Here is an 18,187-nt window from a genome sequence, read left to right on the forward strand (position 1 = left end):
CAATGGCTGCTTTTGGGCTGTGGATTCAACCGGTCGATGCAACAGATTGGTTAAATCCGCAGGCCGAAAGTAGCCATTCCGGACGCTCCTGCACGCAAGAGTGATCGCCATGCGTTGAAGGACTATCCATCAGTCATTTGATATGTCGGTAGACCTTTGTTGTACGGACCGAAAATCCGGCCCCCTCATATAAACGATGGGCAGATTCACGATCTGGATTGGAGGTTAAATCCAGAGTTCTCGCGCCGAGGTCACGGCTTTTTTCTATTGCTGCTTGTATGAGTGCTTTGCCGACCCCTTGACCTCGAGCACTGGCATCTACTACGACGTCTTCGATCCAGGCACGAATACCTGTCGGAATGCGAAAATGAATCAGGGTTAGCGCCCCCAAAATGTTTCCTCCACTTGCTGCTCTCACTACCAATAAATCGGAGCACTCTGAATCCACAATCTGCTCCAAATCTTCCATTGTCATCGCTTGAGCGTTTCTGGAAAGCTGTGGGAGAAGGTCATTCAAAGATCTGAGCAGCACAGGATCGGTTTCTTGAACCACCTCGACAATAGCGGATTGATTTTGTCATTAGAGATCCTCAAGTGAAGGGTGGTGAAACTTCAATGGTTCAATTCGACACACTACCCCGCAGGGTCTGCGAGTGACCGCTTTTGGCCGATTGTGTTGAAAAAGTCGGCTTCGAATTCCACGGCAGAAAAGTACGCACCTGAGATTGAAATCTGAGTTTTGGGCAGAAGGTTCAGGCCTCGGATTTCACGTAGCAACGTGCAAAACAGGTGTTTTCACCCAATCAGTATTCGAGCGTTTTGGGTAAACCGACTTTTTCAACACAATCGGCCGATTTCCGCCACTCACGACAGGCCGAAATCGACCCAGCGCAGCCTTTCTGCACCGGCAGAAGTCGTCCTGCATGTGACCATTCAAAAGTCCGGGAACAATCTTCCGACTTTGTTCAGCCCCACAAGACGAATGAACCCACGCGGGCTGACAGGCTCGGACAGGTAAGTACCGTCCCTCGGATTCATCGCGATTGTCTGCTCACCATTCCACCAAAGCAGATCTCCGTTGTCAGAAATGCTCCATAATATGTAGCTGGACAGATCAAGGCTGTGCCAGCGCTCGGATTTTATGAAGTCCCAGCCAATGTTCTGCTTGCGCAGATTGAGGTTCGGGTTGTCTGAATCGTCCAGAATGGAAAAAAAACCATAGGGACGAGCCCCGAAATCCTGAAGCACCGCCTCCAGTTCAGCCTTTACCTTAGGCATTTCCAAAATTCTTCCTTTTTAAACTCTCAATCTGATGCCGCAATATAGCTAATGAGGGTGCCTTTAAGTAATTCTCGTTGGTAGCGCCTGATAGGCCCCTGGTCATGGCCATCGCACCCTATCATGGCAGGCAGGAGACGTCCCAATGCGGACAGTGGGTTTAGAGCTCAAACGCAGGACCGCTCATCCTCTTGATTGGCATCCGTACTCACCCCATTTTAGCTCTGCGTAGGATATTTAGTCTTGTTCGGAGAAGTCTCCGGTCGACGCAACAGATTGGCTAAATCGTTCAGCAGTGTTCGTAAATCTAGTGTTTTTCGAGGGCGATCAACCCGGCGCAAGTCAGCAGGTGACCAGTACCGGCGAGGCACGAGGTGCGGTAGCCGTAGCGCGTGGAGTTGCTCACGGACAACAGGTTATTCGGGCCGGGTGCCATATTCCGGGTGAAGGAGGCGGGGACGAAAAGGGAGAGGGTGGCGAGGTACATCTGAACTTCGGTATCGATTGGGCAGAGGTGGCCACGAGGATAAGAAATCGGCAAGCGCTTTAACAACTGACGAGTTCAAGTGCGCGGGTCCAGCGTCGATGAAGAGCGGCTGGTCCCGCGTGATTCGGAGATCAATGCTTTATGGCATCACACTCGTTACGCAAGTTGCTGTCTTGAATGTTGCCGCAGCTTTGACCGTTGACTTTGGCATTGCAGTAAGCGCGTTGATCGTTGTCACTGATGTTGCCGCAGCTTTGGCCATTCATTTCCGCCGAGCAACTGGCCCGAAGGTTGTTGTCCCGGATATTGCCGCAGCTTTGACCGTTGACTTTGGCATTGCAGTAAGCGCGTTGATCGTTGTCACTGATGTTGCCGCAGCTTTGACCGTTCATTTCCGCCGAGCAACTGGCCCGAAGGTCGTTGTCCCGGATATTGCCGCAGCTTTGGCCACTGGTTTTGGCCTCGCAATAAGCGCGTTGATCGCTGTCACTGATGTTGCCGCAACCAGCATAAGCGTAGGTACTCAACATCAATAACATCGCAATGATGGCTCTCATCACTCTCTCCATGGGGTGTCAGGAAATAGCCTGACGCTGACTGATCCAAGATGATCTTGTTGCTGTAACGAGCAATCAAATTGACATCATTTTTTTGGGAAGTTCCATGGGGGGATATGACTTTCGGGCGTACAGTTTTTATGTTTCGGCGACACCTGAATCGCCCCTGGCTTCGTAGGCATGCGGAGTGACCGCTTTTGGCCGATTGCTGCCCGTCACTAACGGCAAAAATCGGCCAGAAGCAGCCACTGGACAGGCCTGTTGTCAGTCGCTAAGACCCGGCGGCTTCGATGAAGTCAACAAAGATGTTGCCTGTATGAATCCCTCAAATGTGCGAGGCAATGGTAACGGTGTGCGTGTAGGGAATTTAGAAGAGGGTAGGCGAGCTCTTGCTCTTCCCAATAACGGCGACGGTCGGCCAACCATCGAAATACAACGACCTGACGTAAAGAGAGCCGGTGATCAGATACATTACGATTAAAGAATGCTGACATGAAATGAGTGGTCAAGTGGAGTGCAATTTCCCGTTGGAGCTGATTGAAAACTGCCCCATTACTTTTGGACATCAGCCCACCTCTTCTGTCTTGGAACCACCCAGTTCGGATCGGCATTTTTGCGCTTCTGCCTCGACCCATTCAATCATCCAACCGTTCTCGAACCCTGCTGACGTTCCTAATTGATCCGTGCATTGACACAATGGTTGCTTTGGACTGGTCAGACCGTCGAAAGAGCAATCGCTTTTTCTAAGACGGCTTGTAACATCTGCTCCGGTGATTGTTCCTTGTTGGAGAAGCTCGGTGACAATTTATCAGAGTCGTTTTCAGCCGATTGCCTGAGAAGGGTGAGCGGCCCCGATTGTCCTAACTGCTCTTGGTAAAGACTTTTTATACTGTCCCTAAAGCTATCAGGGTATGCCGCTTTCTCGACCCCTGGAAGATCATCGAAATAGTCCATGATGCCTTTGAAGATTTCACTGTTGTCACCGCCGTTCGTTATATTGGCGTACAACTTGGAAAAATATGTTTCATCCTGCTTACTAAGCTCCCCATAAGCGGCATATCGTTCTGCATCCGTATAGGTTCCTGAATCATCATAAACAATATTGCTTAGCCCGTTTCGCGCCATACCTTCAAATGGGTTTGGAAGTTTTTCGGGGGGGAGCTTAGAAAGCCCAATTGCGTAATCCAGTGACTGCTGACCTAGCGCCAAACGGGCAGGGTCGTCTGTTTTGGGAAGTAGATCCTCATTATTAAGATTCCCGCCAGCAATCCGCTGCCCGAAATTGTACATATCGCTCTGACCTTTTGCATATTGTCCTTTTAAATCCCTATTGGACATAGATGTTTGTTTATCATCAGCGTTACTTAATGCGTACAGTGCCCGTGCAGAATCGGAGATCGTGACGGTCTCCGTCGTCTTGAGGGCGGCATCCCCGGAAGGTAAATTTACAGGGTTGGACGAAGGAAGCTTCTCTTGTGTAGAAAGCTTTGCCTGTGTACTTGCTTGATACGATTTAATCGAAATGTCCATGGTGATACTCCATACGCTGGAGAGAGCTCGAGAGCTATTTTCAGCTTGGGTGTCTATACAAAATATCGGATTATTTGATTTCAAATTCGACAGTGTAGTTATAGGGAGGCGCAGATTGAATGGCTGTGATATGGGCGTTGCAAGTAGCGTTATCGGAACCAGTGCTAGTGCCCATTTAAGTCCAGCTAGGAGCTTTAGACGTTGGATTGACTTGGTGGCTTGCTGCAAAACGACATTTCTTATTACCTGAAGTATAGAGGAACGGCATTCCTGAAACCGTATCCGCGACCCTGGTCAGGGAAAATGTTGCCGTTGCAGACGGCAGAATCGTACTTGGGGTGGGGGCTACACTCCCTGAAAAGTACTCGAAAGTGTACGCGGCTGGGCCGGTCGCAGAGTTCTTCACCTTCACGGTGACGATTGTGCCTGCTTGGGCAGATGCAATCATAGAGGCGAATAGAGTTGCTGCTCCGAACAGTTTAGCGAATCTCATAAATATTCCTTTAATTTTGATAATCACTATAACTCTTGTCCTTCCGCGTCGTCTTGTATAGAAAAGACAGCAAGACTCAACCTCTATAGCGGCAGGTAACCAGAATTCTTTAAGCCAAGGGTTGCTGTTTTTGACACATCGGATGAATAAAGATTTCACAACCTGCAGGAACTAACACATATCCAGCCTGTAGCCTTTCAATTTCAATAGCTTGCGCAGTGATCCTGGTTGTCGCTACCGGCTATCACCATAGTCATGGTACATAGGTTGAGTTACTCATTTTCGCCATTGCCTTTCGGCACCACTATGCTCTGCTCGTTTCGGTAGAAAAATGACCGCCTGTCGATGCGCAGAGGTCGTTGGCACGATTCAGCAATGATTTCTAAGTCTTCGGTCTCCCACCAGCGCTGACGTGGTTAATAACACATTTCCAATGTGTGAGAGTGAGAAGAGGTTAGTCGGGTAGGCCAAGCACACGATCACTCAGAAATGGAAAGCGGGAATATCGGGGAGCTCCGATCTTGAGGGCGGCACCAGTACTATTGTCGTCGACGTTAAAAGCTCAGATGCCGCCTACGTCAGCCTCACATCCAGCGCCACGAAAGTGCAGGCAAAACGGGTCAATGCGGTAGCGGTCGAGCTGAACTGGAAGCTCAATAAAGTCTCTGCAGATCAGGCAATACGCGAAATTTCTGACTGCAGGAGGGTTGACGTTATCCAGCTCCAATAGGCGCATACAGATAGCCAATTTGCAGGCAAAGCCCGCGACGGGGAGGGCGGACTTTCCCGGAGCAAAGCGATCATATCGCAGTGATCAGGCAAGAAAGGCCAGAAAGAAGAAGCTCGGCGGCGCCCGAATGGCCGGGCAGCAGCATCAAGAAAACCAGCCATACCCAGGGCAGTTCATGGCTCTGAGGCGACGCCTAAGCGCTTCAGTCTCGGTATATTCATAATCCGAGGCGCCGAGCTTGGATCGCTGTGCGTATTGCAACAAGTCCTCGATATGGTGGGAATCTGCGATTCGCTTGAATTACCACATTGCTCTAGCCGATCAGCTTCCGAAGCGGGCATCGGTACTGCCTCGATCTGCCTTTCGTACTCGGTTTTTTCTTTTGGGGTGCTGAAGCAGCCGCAGACAAAAAGCGGCGCGACTATCAGAGTCGCTATCCGAAAAGAATTCATTACCCTATTCCTTTATGCGTACGGGCGTTATATAGCCAGTGAATCCTGGTTTAGCTTTCTGCACCAGGCCCCGGGGTTTGATGCGCGTGTTCCGATCATTTAGTCCGGCAATTGCCAAGCCTTTTTATACCTGGAATTCAGCCTTAGCGAGGGCAGCCCTCGGCAATACCTGGATGCCTGCTTTTAGCTTTAGTTGCTCTATGGCGCGCGTGCATCCGTATTCGGCAGATTTTTGAAGATATCGCATTTGTTCTTGCTTAAGGTTCTGCCTCGACATCTGAGTTGAGAGACTCATGTACAGATCGGCGCGAATTGCTTGTTCATTGAGGGAACCGATTACTTTTTCCTCCTTGGAGGCGTGCGCTCTGTCGCATCTTGGCATAAGTACTGGCTGCGGGTAGTACTTACTGTACGGGCTTGTAGGTTCAGGCAATGCATCAATCAGCGTTCGAAACTCGACTGTTTTTACATCGTCGAAGCAGTAGCTGATCATTTGGAGACCCGCCGGCGCGAACCCTTTTTTAAGGCTGGATTTCAACAAAGAGCAAACCTGACCTACAGCTTGCTCTCTGGGGGCAAATCCTATTGCAAGCCAGGCGAGTCGGTATTGGGCGGCAGGATTTTCTTCATCGGATGAACGCCTGAGTAATGGGGTCGCTTCCGCCAGCAGTGAGCGTATTTTGTCTTTGAGTGCTGCGGTTGTCCCCTCCGGTATTTTTTCTTTATCGGGTAGCTGATGTTGAAGTTTGAATAGTTCGTTATTTAAGTCGTCAATTTCATCTAGCAAAGGCAGAGCCTTGAAGTACAGCGCTTCCGCCCCGGGTGAAACATCAAGTTGCACCGCGTTTGCGAGAGCAGTGAAGCAAGCCATCAAGGCTAGCGAAAGATGTCCGAAATTGCTTTTGGCCACTGCGCCATCCTCGTAGGGTGCTGCTTTTATAGAGGTTATCCAACGCCTAGTATGCCCGCTGACGCGATGCTTTTTCCATATTCATATCCACCCGTTCTTGCTTTGCGGTCATGCGCTGTCGCATTGCCTCCGCCTCCTCGATCACCGCCAGAGTGAGTGATATGCTTTGCTGTGTATCAAACAAGGAGGTGGTATGGCTGGTAAAAAGCTTGGAGCGTTCCGAGAGTGGTTCACGCCGCGTAGGCGGCTACGGACAGGAATTGGCCTGCTTGCAATTGCTATCGTCATACCCATTTTCAGCCCAGGAACGACCGTCGCCTGGCTTATAGGGCCAGCGGGCATTTTCATGGTTGGTGGGCTTCTGCCCGCCACGAACGTAAACCGATAGTGCGCAGGTAAGCCGACCCAAAGTTCATTGAACCGCTGACACCCGCCATCTCCGTATCCAATCGAAGGTGCTGCCCGTGAAGTTAGCGGTTGAAAATCCCAGTCCCGCGCTGAGCTTTTGGCGTCTTGGAATGTTTGAAATCAAATACCATTGGAGCGTCAACGCATGGAAGTGAGGACCACTCAAAACGAATACCGGAAGCCAGACAACCTGGCCGGATTGGGGCGGCGGTTGGGAGGGCAATGGATTGATTCATTAATTACCCTTTTGGTCTTATTCGCCGTGGGAAAAACGGCTGAGTTTGTTGGTGTATCGCCAGACGCGGTCGGAATCTTGGCTTTCGGGTCTGCTGCGGCGTACTACCTATTTTCAGATGCAATGCCCAACGGTCAAAGCGTAGGTAAAAAACTGCTGGGGATGTCAGTAATTGACGAGCGCAGCCACCTTGACTGCAATCTATATCAGTCGTTCATGCGCAACATCACTACGCCTATTCTGAGCATTTTTGACTGGATCTTTATTTTCTTCGGCTCACGGAAACGCTTGGGAGACATGCTCGCATCCACGATAGTGGTCCGGTTAAAGTAGCTGTGACTTTACGGGGGGAGGGTTCGAATTGCCCGACCTCAGCTAAGTCAGATTCAACCGAAAGCCCCGCGGATGTGGGGCTTTTGCGTTTCCGGCATTCGCTATCGGGTTCAGTTGAGCATGTACAGCGAGTAGGGTGTTTATGCCGAACTGAAATCGGCAATACCAGCTACATTTCAAAGACGTATTTCCTTCGGAGAAGACGCTCATGTTCAAATCCCGCTCGCTTATAGCCGCTGTCACTTGCCTTGCCTTGTCCGTAAGCTCAGTGACGGCCCTGGCCGATCCTGGCAACGGAAAAGGCCAAGGAAATGGAAAAGGCAACGCCCAAGGCGGCCAAGGCCATGGCAACCAGGGCAACAAAGGCAAAAGTGCCGGCGCGGATGACTGGAGCCGTGGGCCCAGCATCGACCGTGGTGGCGTATTAGGCGTGATCGGCGGGCATCGTGACTATTGGCGTCCAGGTCCTTCACTGCCCCCCGGAATCCAGAAGAACCTCGCTAGAGGCATACCTCTTCCTCCCGGCATCGCCAAAAAACTGGATGGCCGCTTGCTCGGCAGGCTGCCCCAATACGATGGCTACGAATGGCAGCAAGCGGGCGCTGATCTGATATTGGTAGCCATTGCCTCCGGCATCATTTACGAGGTGCTCAACGGAGCATTCGATTAAGTCTATTGGCCGGCTCAACGCTGTGGCTTTTTTGCCGAGCTTTTTCTCGTCACCTCGTTATTTTTTTACTATGATCACTCGTCTGCGCACTCAAGGAAGAGAGGCTGAGCGCCTTGAGGCTGGTAGAAATTCATGCTCGGTCATTGAACGAGTTATGACCTTTACCCAGAATCTAACGACTCAGCCAACCATAAGGACCTGTTTGGTGAAACCGATGAATAAAATGTGTGGCATCGTTGCAGTACTAGGAATTGCCCTCTCGGGATGCGCTACGAAAACGCCAGAAAAACCTGAAGTGGCTCCGCCGGAAACCGTCGTCCAGCAAGCACCACCTGAAGTCGCGCCTGCGACGCCAGCAAAACCGCCTGTGCGGTATGAGGCCACACAGGCGAATGCTCGTGCTGAGAGCTCAACTCCCGTTTCGCCAGAAACGGCTCAGTCAGAGACAGATTTAAACCAGAACCGCGCCGAGCAATGCCGTAAAGAGCTGGATGTTTTAAAGGTCTACAACAAAGCGTCTTACGATAAATACGAGGCTGAATACCAAGTCATCGCCAGCAAGACCGCTAAATACATGGAAATTAAGGACTCACTAGGTCCCGATTTAAACTATATGGTTATGCCCGCCTATCAATTTCAAATTCGTGAGTTCTGCTTCCGAGTTAAGACCCGTCTGTCGGAGCTTGTGCTTCGCCAAGCCAAATAAGCACCGCGCCATTGCGTTCGCCGCCTTGACCGCCGCCAAAAGTGGGTGCTTTGCTGCTCATCAAACACTGTTTTGAGCCGACCCACTGCACAGACGCACTACTGCGGGGACATCAAGACGGCCAGCGTCAGTTTTATAAACGCTTCGTTCTCATCAATCGTGTTCAGTGCGCCTCGAATGTTCTCGGCGACCTCGGCGGAGCCGCGCTGCTCAACCCAGTTCGATAGCTCCATGATCGAGCCTTCGAGGGCAAGCTGGTTTTCGTAGAGTTTTGACAGCAGGGAAGGAAGCAGGTCTGAGTTCGGCATGGTTGGTTCTCCGTTAAGAGCACAGCTTAGCAGCGAGCGTAACCGCAGATTTGTTTCAGGTCGACAGGAAGCTCGCGAGGAATAAATGAACTGCTGATCCCACCCGCTGCCGAAACTGCTACCCACCCAGAGGACACAGCGATGACTGAAGAAAAGCACAAGGAACCCGAGCAAGAAACCCCGGCGCATGCCACTGAGGAAGAACGGGAACGCCTGAAGGACTTCAATAAAGACGGCATTCCGCCTGGCGCTTGCTGATCCGCTCGCCAGTGAACCCGCATGGACCGACGTAAGGTGGTTTTCGCCGGTCCCAAACAAAAGCCCCGCGAATGCGGGGCTTTTTGTATTAATGGCGCTTGTTCTTGTGTTTGTGCTTATTGCCCCTGTGTTTCTTGCCGTCGGAACGGTGTTCGTCATCCGCCAAGTTATTACCCAGCGCGCCACCCGCGGCACCGCCTAAGCCCGCACCGATCGTCGATCCTGTCGTGCCGCCCAGGCGATTGCCTATCAGCGAGCCGCCCGCCGACCCGACCCCACCGCCTATGGCGGCTTCCGCTCGATTGCCCTTCTGGGCACCGACCGCTCCACCGGCGGCGCCACCCAGGCCTGCACCTACGGCGGCCCCAGTGGAACCGCCAAGCTGTTGGCCGACGATGTTGCCGAGTGCACCACCGACGCCGCCGCCGAGCGCCGCTGTACCATCTCCGGCAGCCATCGCTCCTTGCGAGATCAGAACACCCAGGACCAGGGCGGGTAGTGTCTTATTCATGGTGTGACCTCTATGGGTTGTCAGCAGGCGCTCATGGTTGAAGTACGCCTGGCATTAGGATTGAAACAAAAGCACTAAGTTCTTGGGTGGCGGGTTTCTGGCCCAGTTGGTTGTAACAAGGTGTGCCGTAAACCAGGCCCGCCGCGATGCGCCTGGATTTTTTGACGTGTCCTACCGGCTGCCAAAACGTATGATCGAAACCAGCGCCTCATCGGGTCGCTGAGTCTCACCCGCCAAAAAGGACATGAGCATGCAAAAGCACTTCGGTAATTCAGGCCTGTTCAAGGCTGCTTCGTATCACTGCAACGACACGCTCGGCAATGGCATTGCCAGCTGGGAGCTGAAAAACAGCGCGTTGAATACGAAGGAGTTTTTGATATGTCCAAAGAACTACTCGGAGTTTCTGCTCTAGGGTTGATGGTGATCGGTGAGTTTTGTGCGATCTACAGTGAAGTGGTGACCGCCAAGTTGGCCCAGGCAGGCGCCGGCTCCTGGCAGGCGTTCATCATGCCAGTGGCGTTGATGTGCTTTGCCGGGCTCTGCCTGTTGGGCGCTTATTGGCTGGGGTACAGGGCGGTGGGTGACATCTGGGTGGTCACGGTAGTGTCGGTCACCTCGTTGCTGCTGTTGGAACCGGTCGTGATCTGGGCGCTGTTCCATGAGTTTCCTGGGCGAGGCGCCTTGATCGGGTTTTGCCTGGGCGCCCTCGGCATGCTGTCCACGGTCTTGCTGTAGCGGCACATTCTGGCCCGGCAATCGAATGTCGGGCCAGTTTACGGCTTTCAGGTGGCAATAGCCCGCACCGCCGCAACGGCGGCTGAAGGTGCAAGCCGTGACGCACAGCTCAGCAGAAGAGCTGAGCCACCGACAGCAGGCAAATAATCTGCACAACCATTTGCGCTCGAATTGGATGGTTCATTGCCGTCACCCTCATATGAAGCTGCTGGTGAGTAGGCTGCGAGCGATGTCGACAAACGCGCCAAGCCAACAACGCACACAGCAGTCGCTACCAGTATAGAGCGTTAACCGAATTCTTCCCGCTTGAGCCCCTTTACCGGCCCGACGGTCTCTGGTTACAACTATCTGCCTGCGTCCACTGCACTTTTTTGGATTTCTCCGCTCTATCCTTGTCCAAGCTCCGCCGATTCCGCGCGTGGGCAGATGAATCAGATCGGGTGCCGATGGATCGCACGTTTGCTTGCTCCACCCTTCTACGAATGCGCCAGCCGTTGCTGCTGGCAGCCGTGCTGATGCTCTGTGTCGGCGGTTGCACCCAGCAACAAGGCCAGGATATCGCCAAGCAGTTCAGCAATGGCAAACCTGATGAGTTCTTCCAGACCAGTGTCGATCGTATGGCGACGCTGGGCATGCGCGATAATCTGCAAAGCCTGTACTTACTCATGAACAAGCTCTATCTGCGTAATCCCAGCCAGTGGCGCCAGTCGGGTTATCCGGATGCCGTGAGCGCTGCGCGGGAGATTCGCCAGGCCATCGAGCAACGTCGAGCGCTGCCTGCGCTGGGTGACCGCCGCGATCTGGTGGCGCTGAGCTATTCCTTGAGCCCGGAGTTCAAGGGTGATCGGGTCGGCGCCTTCATTTATGCCATCGGCAGCATGATAGTGACCGCTCACGGTGGGCGCACCGAGTTCTACATCACCGATTCGATCAACCCGCAGTTTGTCAGTAATGCCGCGCGCAATATCGAAAAGGCCACCTGGCTGCTGAGCAAGCGTCAGGACGCCAATGGCGCGCTGCTGCTGTTTTCCAATGAGATCTCGGAGGAGGGCAGCAACCTCAGTTTCGCGGTGGAGTTCGGCAAGATTGTCGCGCGCCTCGACTTGCTGACGCAGATGCTCGATGAGCGCTACCGGCGCATCGGGCTCAACTATGCGCAGAGTCTGTTGCTGATGAATTTTCTGCCGGTGCAGTGAGTTAGGTACGGTGTTTCTCTTTCCTATGTAGGACGTGGCCTATCTCGCTCCCGGGTGCTTGAAACACGCCTCGGTCATCAATAGCCTCGGATTTTTCCGAAAGTTGAGGCCTGCACCATGGGTAAGCGAAAAACGGTTTGGCCTACTGATCGCGAAATACGTTTGCGCTTCATCCTCTTCGCCGTGATCGATGCGGCAAGTGTCCAGGGGGTTTCTTCCGAACTGTTGTTGCCGGCGCACAAGCTGCTGCGCGACTCACCGACCGAGGCGCAATTGCTCGCGGCCTTGGACGAGATCCTGGCCGTCGATGAAATGTACGGTTTCAGGCTTCCTCCGGGGTCGGAAGCGCAGGAGTTGATGCAAACGTTGAAGCAGCCTGAAAGCTAGGCGCAGTCTTGCCGCGTGTTGATGGCCTTGGAAAGGGCCCAGAGCACTGGCCCGTGGATAAGGAGTGACCTGGCGGGTGTCCACGACTTCCCACCACGTGCCCCCCCGAATTCCAAGGACCTGCCCCCGATGCTGCTGCGCCCACCACCACTCCTTTTTGCCGCCCTGACGTTCAGCTCGCTGGCGCATGCCGAAGATCTGCAATTGGCCCCGGTCGAAGTCACCAGCAGTGAAGCCAGCGCCGGTGAGGTGGCCCAGGCGCAGCTCAAGAGCGTGCCCGGCGGCACCAATTACATCGACATGGGCAGCGTGCAGCAGGGGCGGGTGAGTACCAACGAGGATGTGTTCAAGTACCAGGCCGGCGTGTACGCCAAGGCGGCAAACAACGAAGGGGTGAAACTCTCGATTCGCGGTTCGGGCCTGAACCGTAGCCCCGGTTCCCATGCCTCCGGCTTGTACGAAATGTTCGATGGCCTGCCGTTGACCGGGCCCGGCGGCACCCCCTACGAATTGAAAGATCCGCTGTGGCAAAGCCGCGTCGAAGTGCTGCGCGGCGCCAACGGGTTTGACCAGGGTGCCTTGGCCCTGGGCGGCGCGGTCAACTACGTGACCCACACGGGCTACGACGCGCCCAGGTTGCAGGTGCGCTACGAAGCGGGCAGCAAAGGCTATGCCCAGCGCGAGATCAGCTCGGGCCAGGTGCTGGGAGATGCCGACTACTACATCAGCCTCACTGACTCCGAGTCCGACGGCTACCAGCGCCAAAGCGCGGCCACCGGCAAGGGGGTGGCGGCCAACTTCGGCTACCGTTTCAACCCGGACCTGGAAACGCGCTTCTACTTGCGCTACCGCGAAACCACCAACGACACTCCCGGCAAACTCACGCGCGCGCAGATCAGCCATGACCCGCGCGCGGCCAACAGCCTCAATGCCGCCCGCGACGCCAAGCGTCTGCAACCAGGCTCCACCTGGATCGCCAACAAGACCACCCTGCAGTTGGATGACACGTCACGGCTTGAAGTCGGGCTTGCCTACCACGACTACCCCATGGACCTGCGCGAAGGCACCAACCGTCTGAAAGTCGCCTACACCGACATCAGCAGCACCCTCAGGTACATTCGTCAGGACACGCTGTTCGGCCACGACAGCCAGACCACCATTGGCCTGCGCACCACCCAGGCGATGCCCAATAACGGCGCCTCGGAATACGTGCGCACGCCTGCGGGTAACACCGTTTCCTACGCACCCGGCACCAAGACCCGCGACTACAGCTACCTGGGTTCCGACACCGTGTTGCAGATCGGCAACGACCTGGAACTGGTCCCAGACCTTTGGTTGACCACCGGCCTTGCGGCGATCTACACCCGCCGCGAAACAGCGGTCAGCTACCCCGACGGCCAGGCGCCGCTCAGCCAGCACGACTGGGACTACGCGCCGCGCGTCGGCCTGCGTTACGACTTCACCCCGCAGTTGCAGGTGTACGGCAACCTGAGCCGTTCGGTGGAGCCGCCGCACGCCTGGTCGATGATCTGGGGGTCCAACAAATATTTCACCAGCGGCCCGGCCAAAGGCTTGGCGCGCGAAGGGGTGAGCCTGAAAAACCAGACCGCCACCACCCTCGAAATCGGCGGCCGCGGCGAACAGTGGTTCGGCCAGTGGGACCTGGCGCTTTACCGTTCCGAAGTGCGTCACGAATTGCTCAGCGTGGAAACCCAGGCGCAAACCGCCACCAGCAGTGCCATCGTCGCCGAAGCCAATGCCAGCCCCACCGTGCACCAGGGCGTGGAACTGAGCCTGCTCAGCCCCTTGTGGGACGGCGGCGGCAACGGCCAGCTCGCCCTGCGCCAGGCCTACACCTTCAGCGACTTCCACTACCGCGACGATGATCGCTTCGGCGACAACACCTTGCCCGGCATCCCCAGGCATTACTATCAGGCACAACTGCGCTACAGCCACCCGACGGGTTTCTACACCAGTTTCAACACGGAGTATTCATCCAAAGTGGCGGTGGATTACGCCAATTCCTACTACGCCGCGTCCTACAGCATTTTCGGCGCCACGCTTGGCTACGACGCGCCAGGGCAGGACTGGCAGGCCTGGGTCGACCTGCGCAACCTGGCCAACCGGCGTTACGCCAACACCGTCACACCAGGCTATGACGATAAGGGCCTGGATGCCGCACGTTCGACACCGGCGGATGGCCGTGGCATCTACACCGGGGTGTCGTGGCGCTGGCGTTAACGTAGGCACTGGCTTGCCTGCGATACTTGTAGTGAGCGGGCTCGCCCCGCGCTGGGTGGCGAAGCCGCCCCAAAACCAGGTGCCTTAGTTATATCTGGAAGAATGCGTTGGCCCAAATTGGGGCGGCTTCGCCCCCCCAGCGCGGGGCAAGCCCGCTCACTACAGTTCATGTACCTGCAATCACTGACAACGGGAGCCCCTTGCTCCTACACCGTTTTACTGGCATTGTTTGCGCAATTGGTAACCTTTCCCATTTGAGATACTTTTGCGCATGCATGACATTCCGGCCGCGCGGGGCGATTCCGTCCGGCAGCAGACCCTTACGGCGATGTACAGCGAGCACCACGGCTGGCTGCACGGCTGGCTGCGCAAAAAACTGGGCTGTTCCCAGCATGCCGCCGACCTGGCGCACGACGCTTTCATTCGCGTGCTGATGCTGGCCGAGCCGCAAGCTATCAAGGAACCCCGTGCCTTTCTGGCCACTACGGCGGGGCGGCTGATGATCGACGGTGCCCGGCGTCGCCGCATCGAAAAAGCCTACATGGAAGCCCTCGTGATCCAGTGCGAAGACGCCGGCATGCCCGACCCGGCCGCGATTCACGTGGCGCTGCAAGCGCTTGAGCGCATCGCCGAGATGCTTGCCGGCCTGCCGGCCAAAGCCCGTGAAGCCTTCCTGTTGAGTCGCCTCGACGGGCTGACCTACAGCGAAATTGCCATGCGGCTGGGCGTCTCTTCCAGTACCGTCAAAAACTACATCTCCAGCGCCCTGGTGCACTGCTACCACAGCCTGCACCCGGCAGACCCGCTGGTATGAGTTCCGAGCAGATCATCCAGCAAGCGGCGCAGTGGCTGACGCGCCTGCACGACGAAGACGTCACCGACGCCGACCGCCAAGCGTTCAACGCCTGGTGCCAGGCCGACCCGCGTCACGCCGTGGCCATCGAACGCATGGGGGCGTTGTGGGGCAGCCTCGATACCTTGCCCGCCAAACCCGCCCGCGTTGCCCTGAACCACGCATTTGCCCCGCAGCGGCCGCGCGGCGCACAGGTGGTGGGCTTGCTCGGCGTGGTCCTGTGCGGCTGGCTGGGCCTGCAGCACCTGCCGGTCTGGATGGCCGACCAGCGCACCGGCGTCGGCGAGCGCCGGCACATCGCCCTCGCGGACGGCAGCCAGTTGCAGCTCAACAGCAACTCGGCGGTGGACGTCAAATTCGACGGCCATCAACGGGTCATCGAACTGCTGCAAGGCGAACTCTGGGTCGACGTGGCCAAGGATGCGCAACGGCCCTTCGTGGTCCGCACCGACCAGGGCACCGCCACTGCACTGGGTACGCGTTACCTGGTCAAGCGCGCGGCGGACGGCACCACGGTGGTGACCGTGATTGAGTCCAGCGTAGCGGTCAAAGGCGACGCCAGCGATGGAGTCAGGGTCTCGGCCGGCCAGCGTTCGGTCCTTGATCACGGCCGCGCCCAGCCACCGCAGACCCTGGCCGATACCGACCCCGATGCCTGGACGCGCGGCCTGCTCAAGGTCAACGACCAGCCCTTGAGCGACGTACTGCAAACCCTCGCTGGCTACCGCCAGGGCATGCTGCGCTTCGACCCCGAGGCCCTGCAGGACCTGCGGGTATCGGGTGTGTTCAAGTTGGACGATACGGCGGCGGCGCTGTCGTCCCTGGCGGATAACCTGCCGATCCAGGTGGAGTACTTCACTGACCTGTTGGTGGTGGTCAAGCCGCGCTAGATCAGCCGTCGTTCTGGCGTAGACGCTTGTACAAGGTATTGCGGCTCACCCCCAGCTCTCGCGCCAGGTGGGAAATGTTCCCGCCGGCGGCCTTCAAGCGCTGGGTCAGGTCGATGCTGTCGTCCAGGTACTCACTGGCGGGCAGCGGCGGCGCCAGGTTCAAGTCGACAAAAAAGTCATCCGGCAGATGCTCAGGGCGGATCGGTTGCTCCTCGGCCATTGCCAGCGCCACCTGCAACACGCTGCTCACCTGACGCAAATTGCCCGGCCACGGGTGCTGCTCGAACAGCGCCAGCACCTCGCTGCTCAGCCCCGCCCATTGGGTCGGCTCACGGTGTTGCTGCCATAACTGCTGGAACAGCGCCCGCTTGTCGGTGCGCTCGCGCAAGGGCGGCAGTTCCAGGGTCAGGCCGCCGATGCGGTAGTACAAATCCTCACGAAAACGCCCGGCCTGCACCCGCTCGCGCAACGCGCGGTTGGTGGCCGAGATGATGCGCAAATCCACCGGGAACAACTCGCTGCTGCCCACCGGCTGCACGCAACGTTCCTGCAACACGCGCAGCAGGCGCGCCTGGGTCGGTAGCGGCATATCACCGATCTCATCGAGAAACAGCGTGCCCTTGTCCGCCTTGCGGATCAGGCCGATGCTGCCTTTTTGATTGGCGCCGGTGAACGCACCTTTTTCGTAGCCGAACAGCTCCGACTCCACCAGCTCCGACGGGATTGCCGCGCAGTTCACCGCAATAAACGCCTTCTGGCTGCGCGAACTGGCCTGGTGCAGGGCCTTGACGAACACTTCTTTGCCCACGCCTGTTTCGCCGTGGATCAGCAGCGGAATGTCCTTTTCCAGCAAGCGCTCGGCCTGGCGCACGGCTTTTTCCACGCGCACGTCGCCAAAATGCAAGGTCTTGAGGCCAATCGAGCTAGGCTTGACGGGCGCGGGTTCGGTAAACACGCGCGCCTGCACCGGCGTTTGCCAGGGTCGACGCAACAAACACTGGAACCGATTGCGTCCCGCGGCCTGCAGGGAAAAGGGCAGCCCCTCCGGCTGGTTCAGCAATTCGAGCAACGACACCTTGAACAAGCTGTCGATCATGACCCGCGACAGGCTGATGCCCAGCAGGTTGTCGGCACGGCGGTTGGCCGACAGCACCTGGCCGCTTTCATCAAAGATCAGCAGGCCGGCCCACTGGCTATCCAGGTTGCTCAGGCCGGTGTTGAAGGTCAATTGGAAGTGCTCGCCGCGAAACAGGTTGAGGATCAGCCGGTTTTCCACGGTCTGGCTCATCATCTTGACCATGCCCAGGGTGTGGGAGGGCGGCAAATAGCTGTCGCTGGACACATCCAGCACCGCGATGATCTCGCGCTGCGCATCGAAGATCGGCGCCGCCGAGCCGGTCATGAAGCGGTTGGCCTTGAGGAAATGTTCATCATGCTCGATATGCACCGCCTGGGCACAGGCCAGTGCGGTGCCGATGGCGTTGGTGCCGCTGGAACGCTCCATCCAACTGGCACCGGGGTTGAAACCACGGGCCAGCGTGGGCTCGATGAAGCGCTGGGTGCCCCAACTGGTCAATACCTGGCCCTGGTTGTCGGCCAGCATGATCAGGCAATTGGAGTTGCTCAGGATGTTTTCGTAGTAGGGCAGCACTTCCTGGTGGGTGGTCTGCACCAGCGAGTGCTGGCTTTCCAGCAGTTGGCTGATGCCCTCGGCGGGGAGCTGATCGAAGCTGGGCGTGCTCTGGTGGTCCAGGCCGAAGGCGCGGCAACGGCGCCAGGATTCCTGGATAAGGGTGTCGTGAGCCAGTGGTTCGGCCATGGTGTGACCTGCATTTTTATTGTTATGGGGTCTTGCGCAATCTACCTGGAGAAACCGCTCCCACATTGGTTCTGCAGTGTTCAGTCGATAGGGTTCAAAGAGTGTTGTTCAGTACTGTTCATTGTCAAGCCCAGGATTGTTCAGTTGTTCAGCCAGGTTTGTTCATTTCTGTTCACTCTTGAACATCACTTTTGCTGCAT

General features: G+C 56.3%; 19 protein-coding genes and 1 pseudogene. 10 read left to right on the forward strand and 10 right to left on the reverse strand.

Features of this window, described 5'->3' with window-relative positions:
* Positions 1 to 133 precede the first annotated feature (133 nt).
* From KVG91_RS21465 to KVG91_RS21495, 7 genes and pseudogenes are all read right to left on the reverse strand, one after another.
* Entirely contained in the window at positions 134 to 469 is a 336-nt protein-coding gene (locus tag KVG91_RS21465) for a GNAT family N-acetyltransferase (protein ID WP_256664895.1), read from the reverse strand.
* A gap of 464 nt (positions 470 to 933) precedes the next feature.
* A complete protein-coding gene (locus tag KVG91_RS21470) occupies positions 934 to 1,278 on the reverse strand; it encodes a hypothetical protein (RefSeq protein ID WP_169378924.1) in 345 nt (114 codons plus the stop codon).
* Between the two features lie 319 nt (positions 1,279 to 1,597).
* Positions 1,598 to 1,765: pseudogene (locus KVG91_RS21475) on the reverse strand (LysE family translocator); the annotation flags it as partial.
* 131 nt (positions 1,766 to 1,896) lie between these two features.
* On the reverse strand, positions 1,897 to 2,322 hold the full coding sequence (locus KVG91_RS21480; RefSeq protein WP_217894935.1) for a hypothetical protein: 426 nt from the start codon (positions 2,320 to 2,322) through the stop codon (positions 1,897 to 1,899).
* A gap of 714 nt (positions 2,323 to 3,036) precedes the next feature.
* Positions 3,037 to 3,852: a hypothetical protein gene (locus tag KVG91_RS21485; RefSeq protein ID WP_169374745.1), complete on the reverse strand. Its 816-nt coding sequence runs from the start codon at positions 3,850 to 3,852 to the stop codon at positions 3,037 to 3,039.
* 175 nt (positions 3,853 to 4,027) lie between these two features.
* Positions 4,028 to 4,372: a hypothetical protein gene (locus KVG91_RS21490; protein WP_225927036.1), complete on the reverse strand. Its 345-nt coding sequence runs from the start codon at positions 4,370 to 4,372 to the stop codon at positions 4,028 to 4,030.
* Positions 4,373 to 5,651: 1,279 nt separating this feature from the next.
* A complete protein-coding gene (locus tag KVG91_RS21495; RefSeq protein ID WP_318840898.1) occupies positions 5,652 to 6,437 on the reverse strand; it encodes a hypothetical protein in 786 nt (261 codons plus the stop codon).
* A gap of 553 nt (positions 6,438 to 6,990) precedes the next feature.
* Here KVG91_RS21495 and KVG91_RS21500 point away from each other — a divergent pair.
* The 3 genes from KVG91_RS21500 (at position 6,991) to KVG91_RS27695 (ending at position 8,789) form a co-directional block, all read left to right on the forward strand.
* Positions 6,991 to 7,413 (forward strand): RDD family protein, encoded by a 423-nt coding sequence (locus KVG91_RS21500; protein WP_169374746.1) that lies wholly within the window; start codon positions 6,991 to 6,993, stop codon positions 7,411 to 7,413.
* A gap of 208 nt (positions 7,414 to 7,621) precedes the next feature.
* Positions 7,622 to 8,083, forward strand: coding sequence for an anti-virulence regulator CigR family protein (locus KVG91_RS21505; protein ID WP_169374747.1), 462 nt, complete (start codon positions 7,622 to 7,624; stop codon positions 8,081 to 8,083).
* 205 nt (positions 8,084 to 8,288) lie between these two features.
* On the forward strand, positions 8,289 to 8,789 hold the full coding sequence (locus KVG91_RS27695; RefSeq protein WP_225927037.1) for a superantigen-like protein SSL4: 501 nt from the start codon (positions 8,289 to 8,291) through the stop codon (positions 8,787 to 8,789).
* Between the two features lie 98 nt (positions 8,790 to 8,887).
* Here the strand turns inward: KVG91_RS27695 and KVG91_RS21515 are convergent, their stop codons facing one another.
* Together KVG91_RS21515 and KVG91_RS21520 are read right to left on the reverse strand one after the other, a co-directional pair.
* Positions 8,888 to 9,097, reverse strand: coding sequence for a hypothetical protein (locus tag KVG91_RS21515; protein WP_076950740.1), 210 nt, complete (start codon positions 9,095 to 9,097; stop codon positions 8,888 to 8,890).
* Positions 9,098 to 9,443: 346 nt separating this feature from the next.
* Positions 9,444 to 9,866, reverse strand: coding sequence for a glycine zipper domain-containing protein (locus tag KVG91_RS21520; protein ID WP_076950739.1), 423 nt, complete (start codon positions 9,864 to 9,866; stop codon positions 9,444 to 9,446).
* Between the two features lie 250 nt (positions 9,867 to 10,116).
* On the opposite strand from KVG91_RS21520, the gene KVG91_RS21525 reads away from it, so the two are divergent.
* From KVG91_RS21525 to KVG91_RS21555, 7 genes are all read left to right on the forward strand, one after another.
* A complete protein-coding gene (locus KVG91_RS21525) occupies positions 10,117 to 10,278 on the forward strand; it encodes a hypothetical protein (protein WP_169374748.1) in 162 nt (53 codons plus the stop codon).
* 5 nt (positions 10,279 to 10,283) lie between these two features.
* Positions 10,284 to 10,601, forward strand: coding sequence for a hypothetical protein (locus tag KVG91_RS21530; RefSeq protein ID WP_169374754.1), 318 nt, complete (start codon positions 10,284 to 10,286; stop codon positions 10,599 to 10,601).
* Between the two features lie 482 nt (positions 10,602 to 11,083).
* Entirely contained in the window at positions 11,084 to 11,797 is a 714-nt protein-coding gene (locus KVG91_RS21535) for a hypothetical protein (RefSeq protein ID WP_404822456.1), read from the forward strand.
* Between the two features lie 117 nt (positions 11,798 to 11,914).
* A complete protein-coding gene (locus KVG91_RS21540; protein ID WP_169374750.1) occupies positions 11,915 to 12,184 on the forward strand; it encodes a hypothetical protein in 270 nt (89 codons plus the stop codon).
* Positions 12,185 to 12,313: 129 nt separating this feature from the next.
* A complete protein-coding gene (locus KVG91_RS21545; protein ID WP_169374751.1) occupies positions 12,314 to 14,425 on the forward strand; it encodes a TonB-dependent receptor family protein in 2,112 nt (703 codons plus the stop codon).
* 271 nt (positions 14,426 to 14,696) lie between these two features.
* A complete protein-coding gene (locus KVG91_RS21550) occupies positions 14,697 to 15,239 on the forward strand; it encodes a sigma-70 family RNA polymerase sigma factor (RefSeq protein WP_217894936.1) in 543 nt (180 codons plus the stop codon).
* Positions 15,236 to 16,168 carry a FecR family protein gene (locus tag KVG91_RS21555; protein ID WP_169376348.1) on the forward strand — a complete coding sequence of 311 codons (933 nt, stop codon included), beginning with the start codon at positions 15,236 to 15,238 and terminating at the stop codon, positions 16,166 to 16,168. Before KVG91_RS21550 ends, KVG91_RS21555 begins: the two co-directional genes overlap by 4 nt.
* Before the next feature lies 1 nt (position 16,169).
* On the opposite strand, the gene KVG91_RS21560 is transcribed toward KVG91_RS21555, so the two are convergent.
* Positions 16,170 to 17,987, reverse strand: coding sequence for a sigma-54-dependent Fis family transcriptional regulator (locus KVG91_RS21560; protein WP_169376347.1), 1,818 nt, complete (start codon positions 17,985 to 17,987; stop codon positions 16,170 to 16,172).
* Positions 17,988 to 18,187: the final 200 nt, after the last annotated feature.

Origin of the sequence: Pseudomonas azadiae, assembly GCF_019145355.1 — a bacterium.
Classification (GTDB): Bacteria; Pseudomonadota; Gammaproteobacteria; order Pseudomonadales; family Pseudomonadaceae; genus Aquipseudomonas; species Aquipseudomonas azadiae.

Bases quoted from the DNA above. Each gene is read 5' to 3' on its own strand.
- KVG91_RS21465 (WP_256664895.1), bottom strand. From the start codon at position 469: ATGGAAGATTTGGAGCAGATTGTGGATTCAGAGTGCTCCGATTTATTG.
- KVG91_RS21470 (WP_169378924.1), bottom strand. From the start codon at position 1,278: ATGCCTAAGGTAAAGGCTGAACTGGAGGCGGTGCTTCAGGATTTCGGG.
- KVG91_RS21480 (WP_217894935.1), bottom strand. From the start codon at position 2,322: ATGAGAGCCATCATTGCGATGTTATTGATGTTGAGTACCTACGCTTAT.
- KVG91_RS21485 (WP_169374745.1), bottom strand. From the start codon at position 3,852: ATGGACATTTCGATTAAATCGTATCAAGCAAGTACACAGGCAAAGCTT.
- KVG91_RS21500 (WP_169374746.1), top strand. From the start codon at position 6,991: ATGGAAGTGAGGACCACTCAAAACGAATACCGGAAGCCAGACAACCTG.
- KVG91_RS21505 (WP_169374747.1), top strand. From the start codon at position 7,622: ATGTTCAAATCCCGCTCGCTTATAGCCGCTGTCACTTGCCTTGCCTTG.
- KVG91_RS21515 (WP_076950740.1), bottom strand. From the start codon at position 9,097: ATGCCGAACTCAGACCTGCTTCCTTCCCTGCTGTCAAAACTCTACGAA.
- KVG91_RS21520 (WP_076950739.1), bottom strand. From the start codon at position 9,866: ATGAATAAGACACTACCCGCCCTGGTCCTGGGTGTTCTGATCTCGCAA.
- KVG91_RS21525 (WP_169374748.1), top strand. From the start codon at position 10,117: ATGCAAAAGCACTTCGGTAATTCAGGCCTGTTCAAGGCTGCTTCGTAT.
- KVG91_RS21530 (WP_169374754.1), top strand. From the start codon at position 10,284: ATGGTGATCGGTGAGTTTTGTGCGATCTACAGTGAAGTGGTGACCGCC.
- KVG91_RS21535 (WP_404822456.1), top strand. From the start codon at position 11,084: ATGCGCCAGCCGTTGCTGCTGGCAGCCGTGCTGATGCTCTGTGTCGGC.
- KVG91_RS21540 (WP_169374750.1), top strand. From the start codon at position 11,915: ATGGGTAAGCGAAAAACGGTTTGGCCTACTGATCGCGAAATACGTTTG.
- KVG91_RS21545 (WP_169374751.1), top strand. From the start codon at position 12,314: ATGCTGCTGCGCCCACCACCACTCCTTTTTGCCGCCCTGACGTTCAGC.
- KVG91_RS21550 (WP_217894936.1), top strand. From the start codon at position 14,697: ATGCATGACATTCCGGCCGCGCGGGGCGATTCCGTCCGGCAGCAGACC.
- KVG91_RS21555 (WP_169376348.1), top strand. From the start codon at position 15,236: ATGAGTTCCGAGCAGATCATCCAGCAAGCGGCGCAGTGGCTGACGCGC.
- KVG91_RS21560 (WP_169376347.1), bottom strand. From the start codon at position 17,987: ATGGCCGAACCACTGGCTCACGACACCCTTATCCAGGAATCCTGGCGC.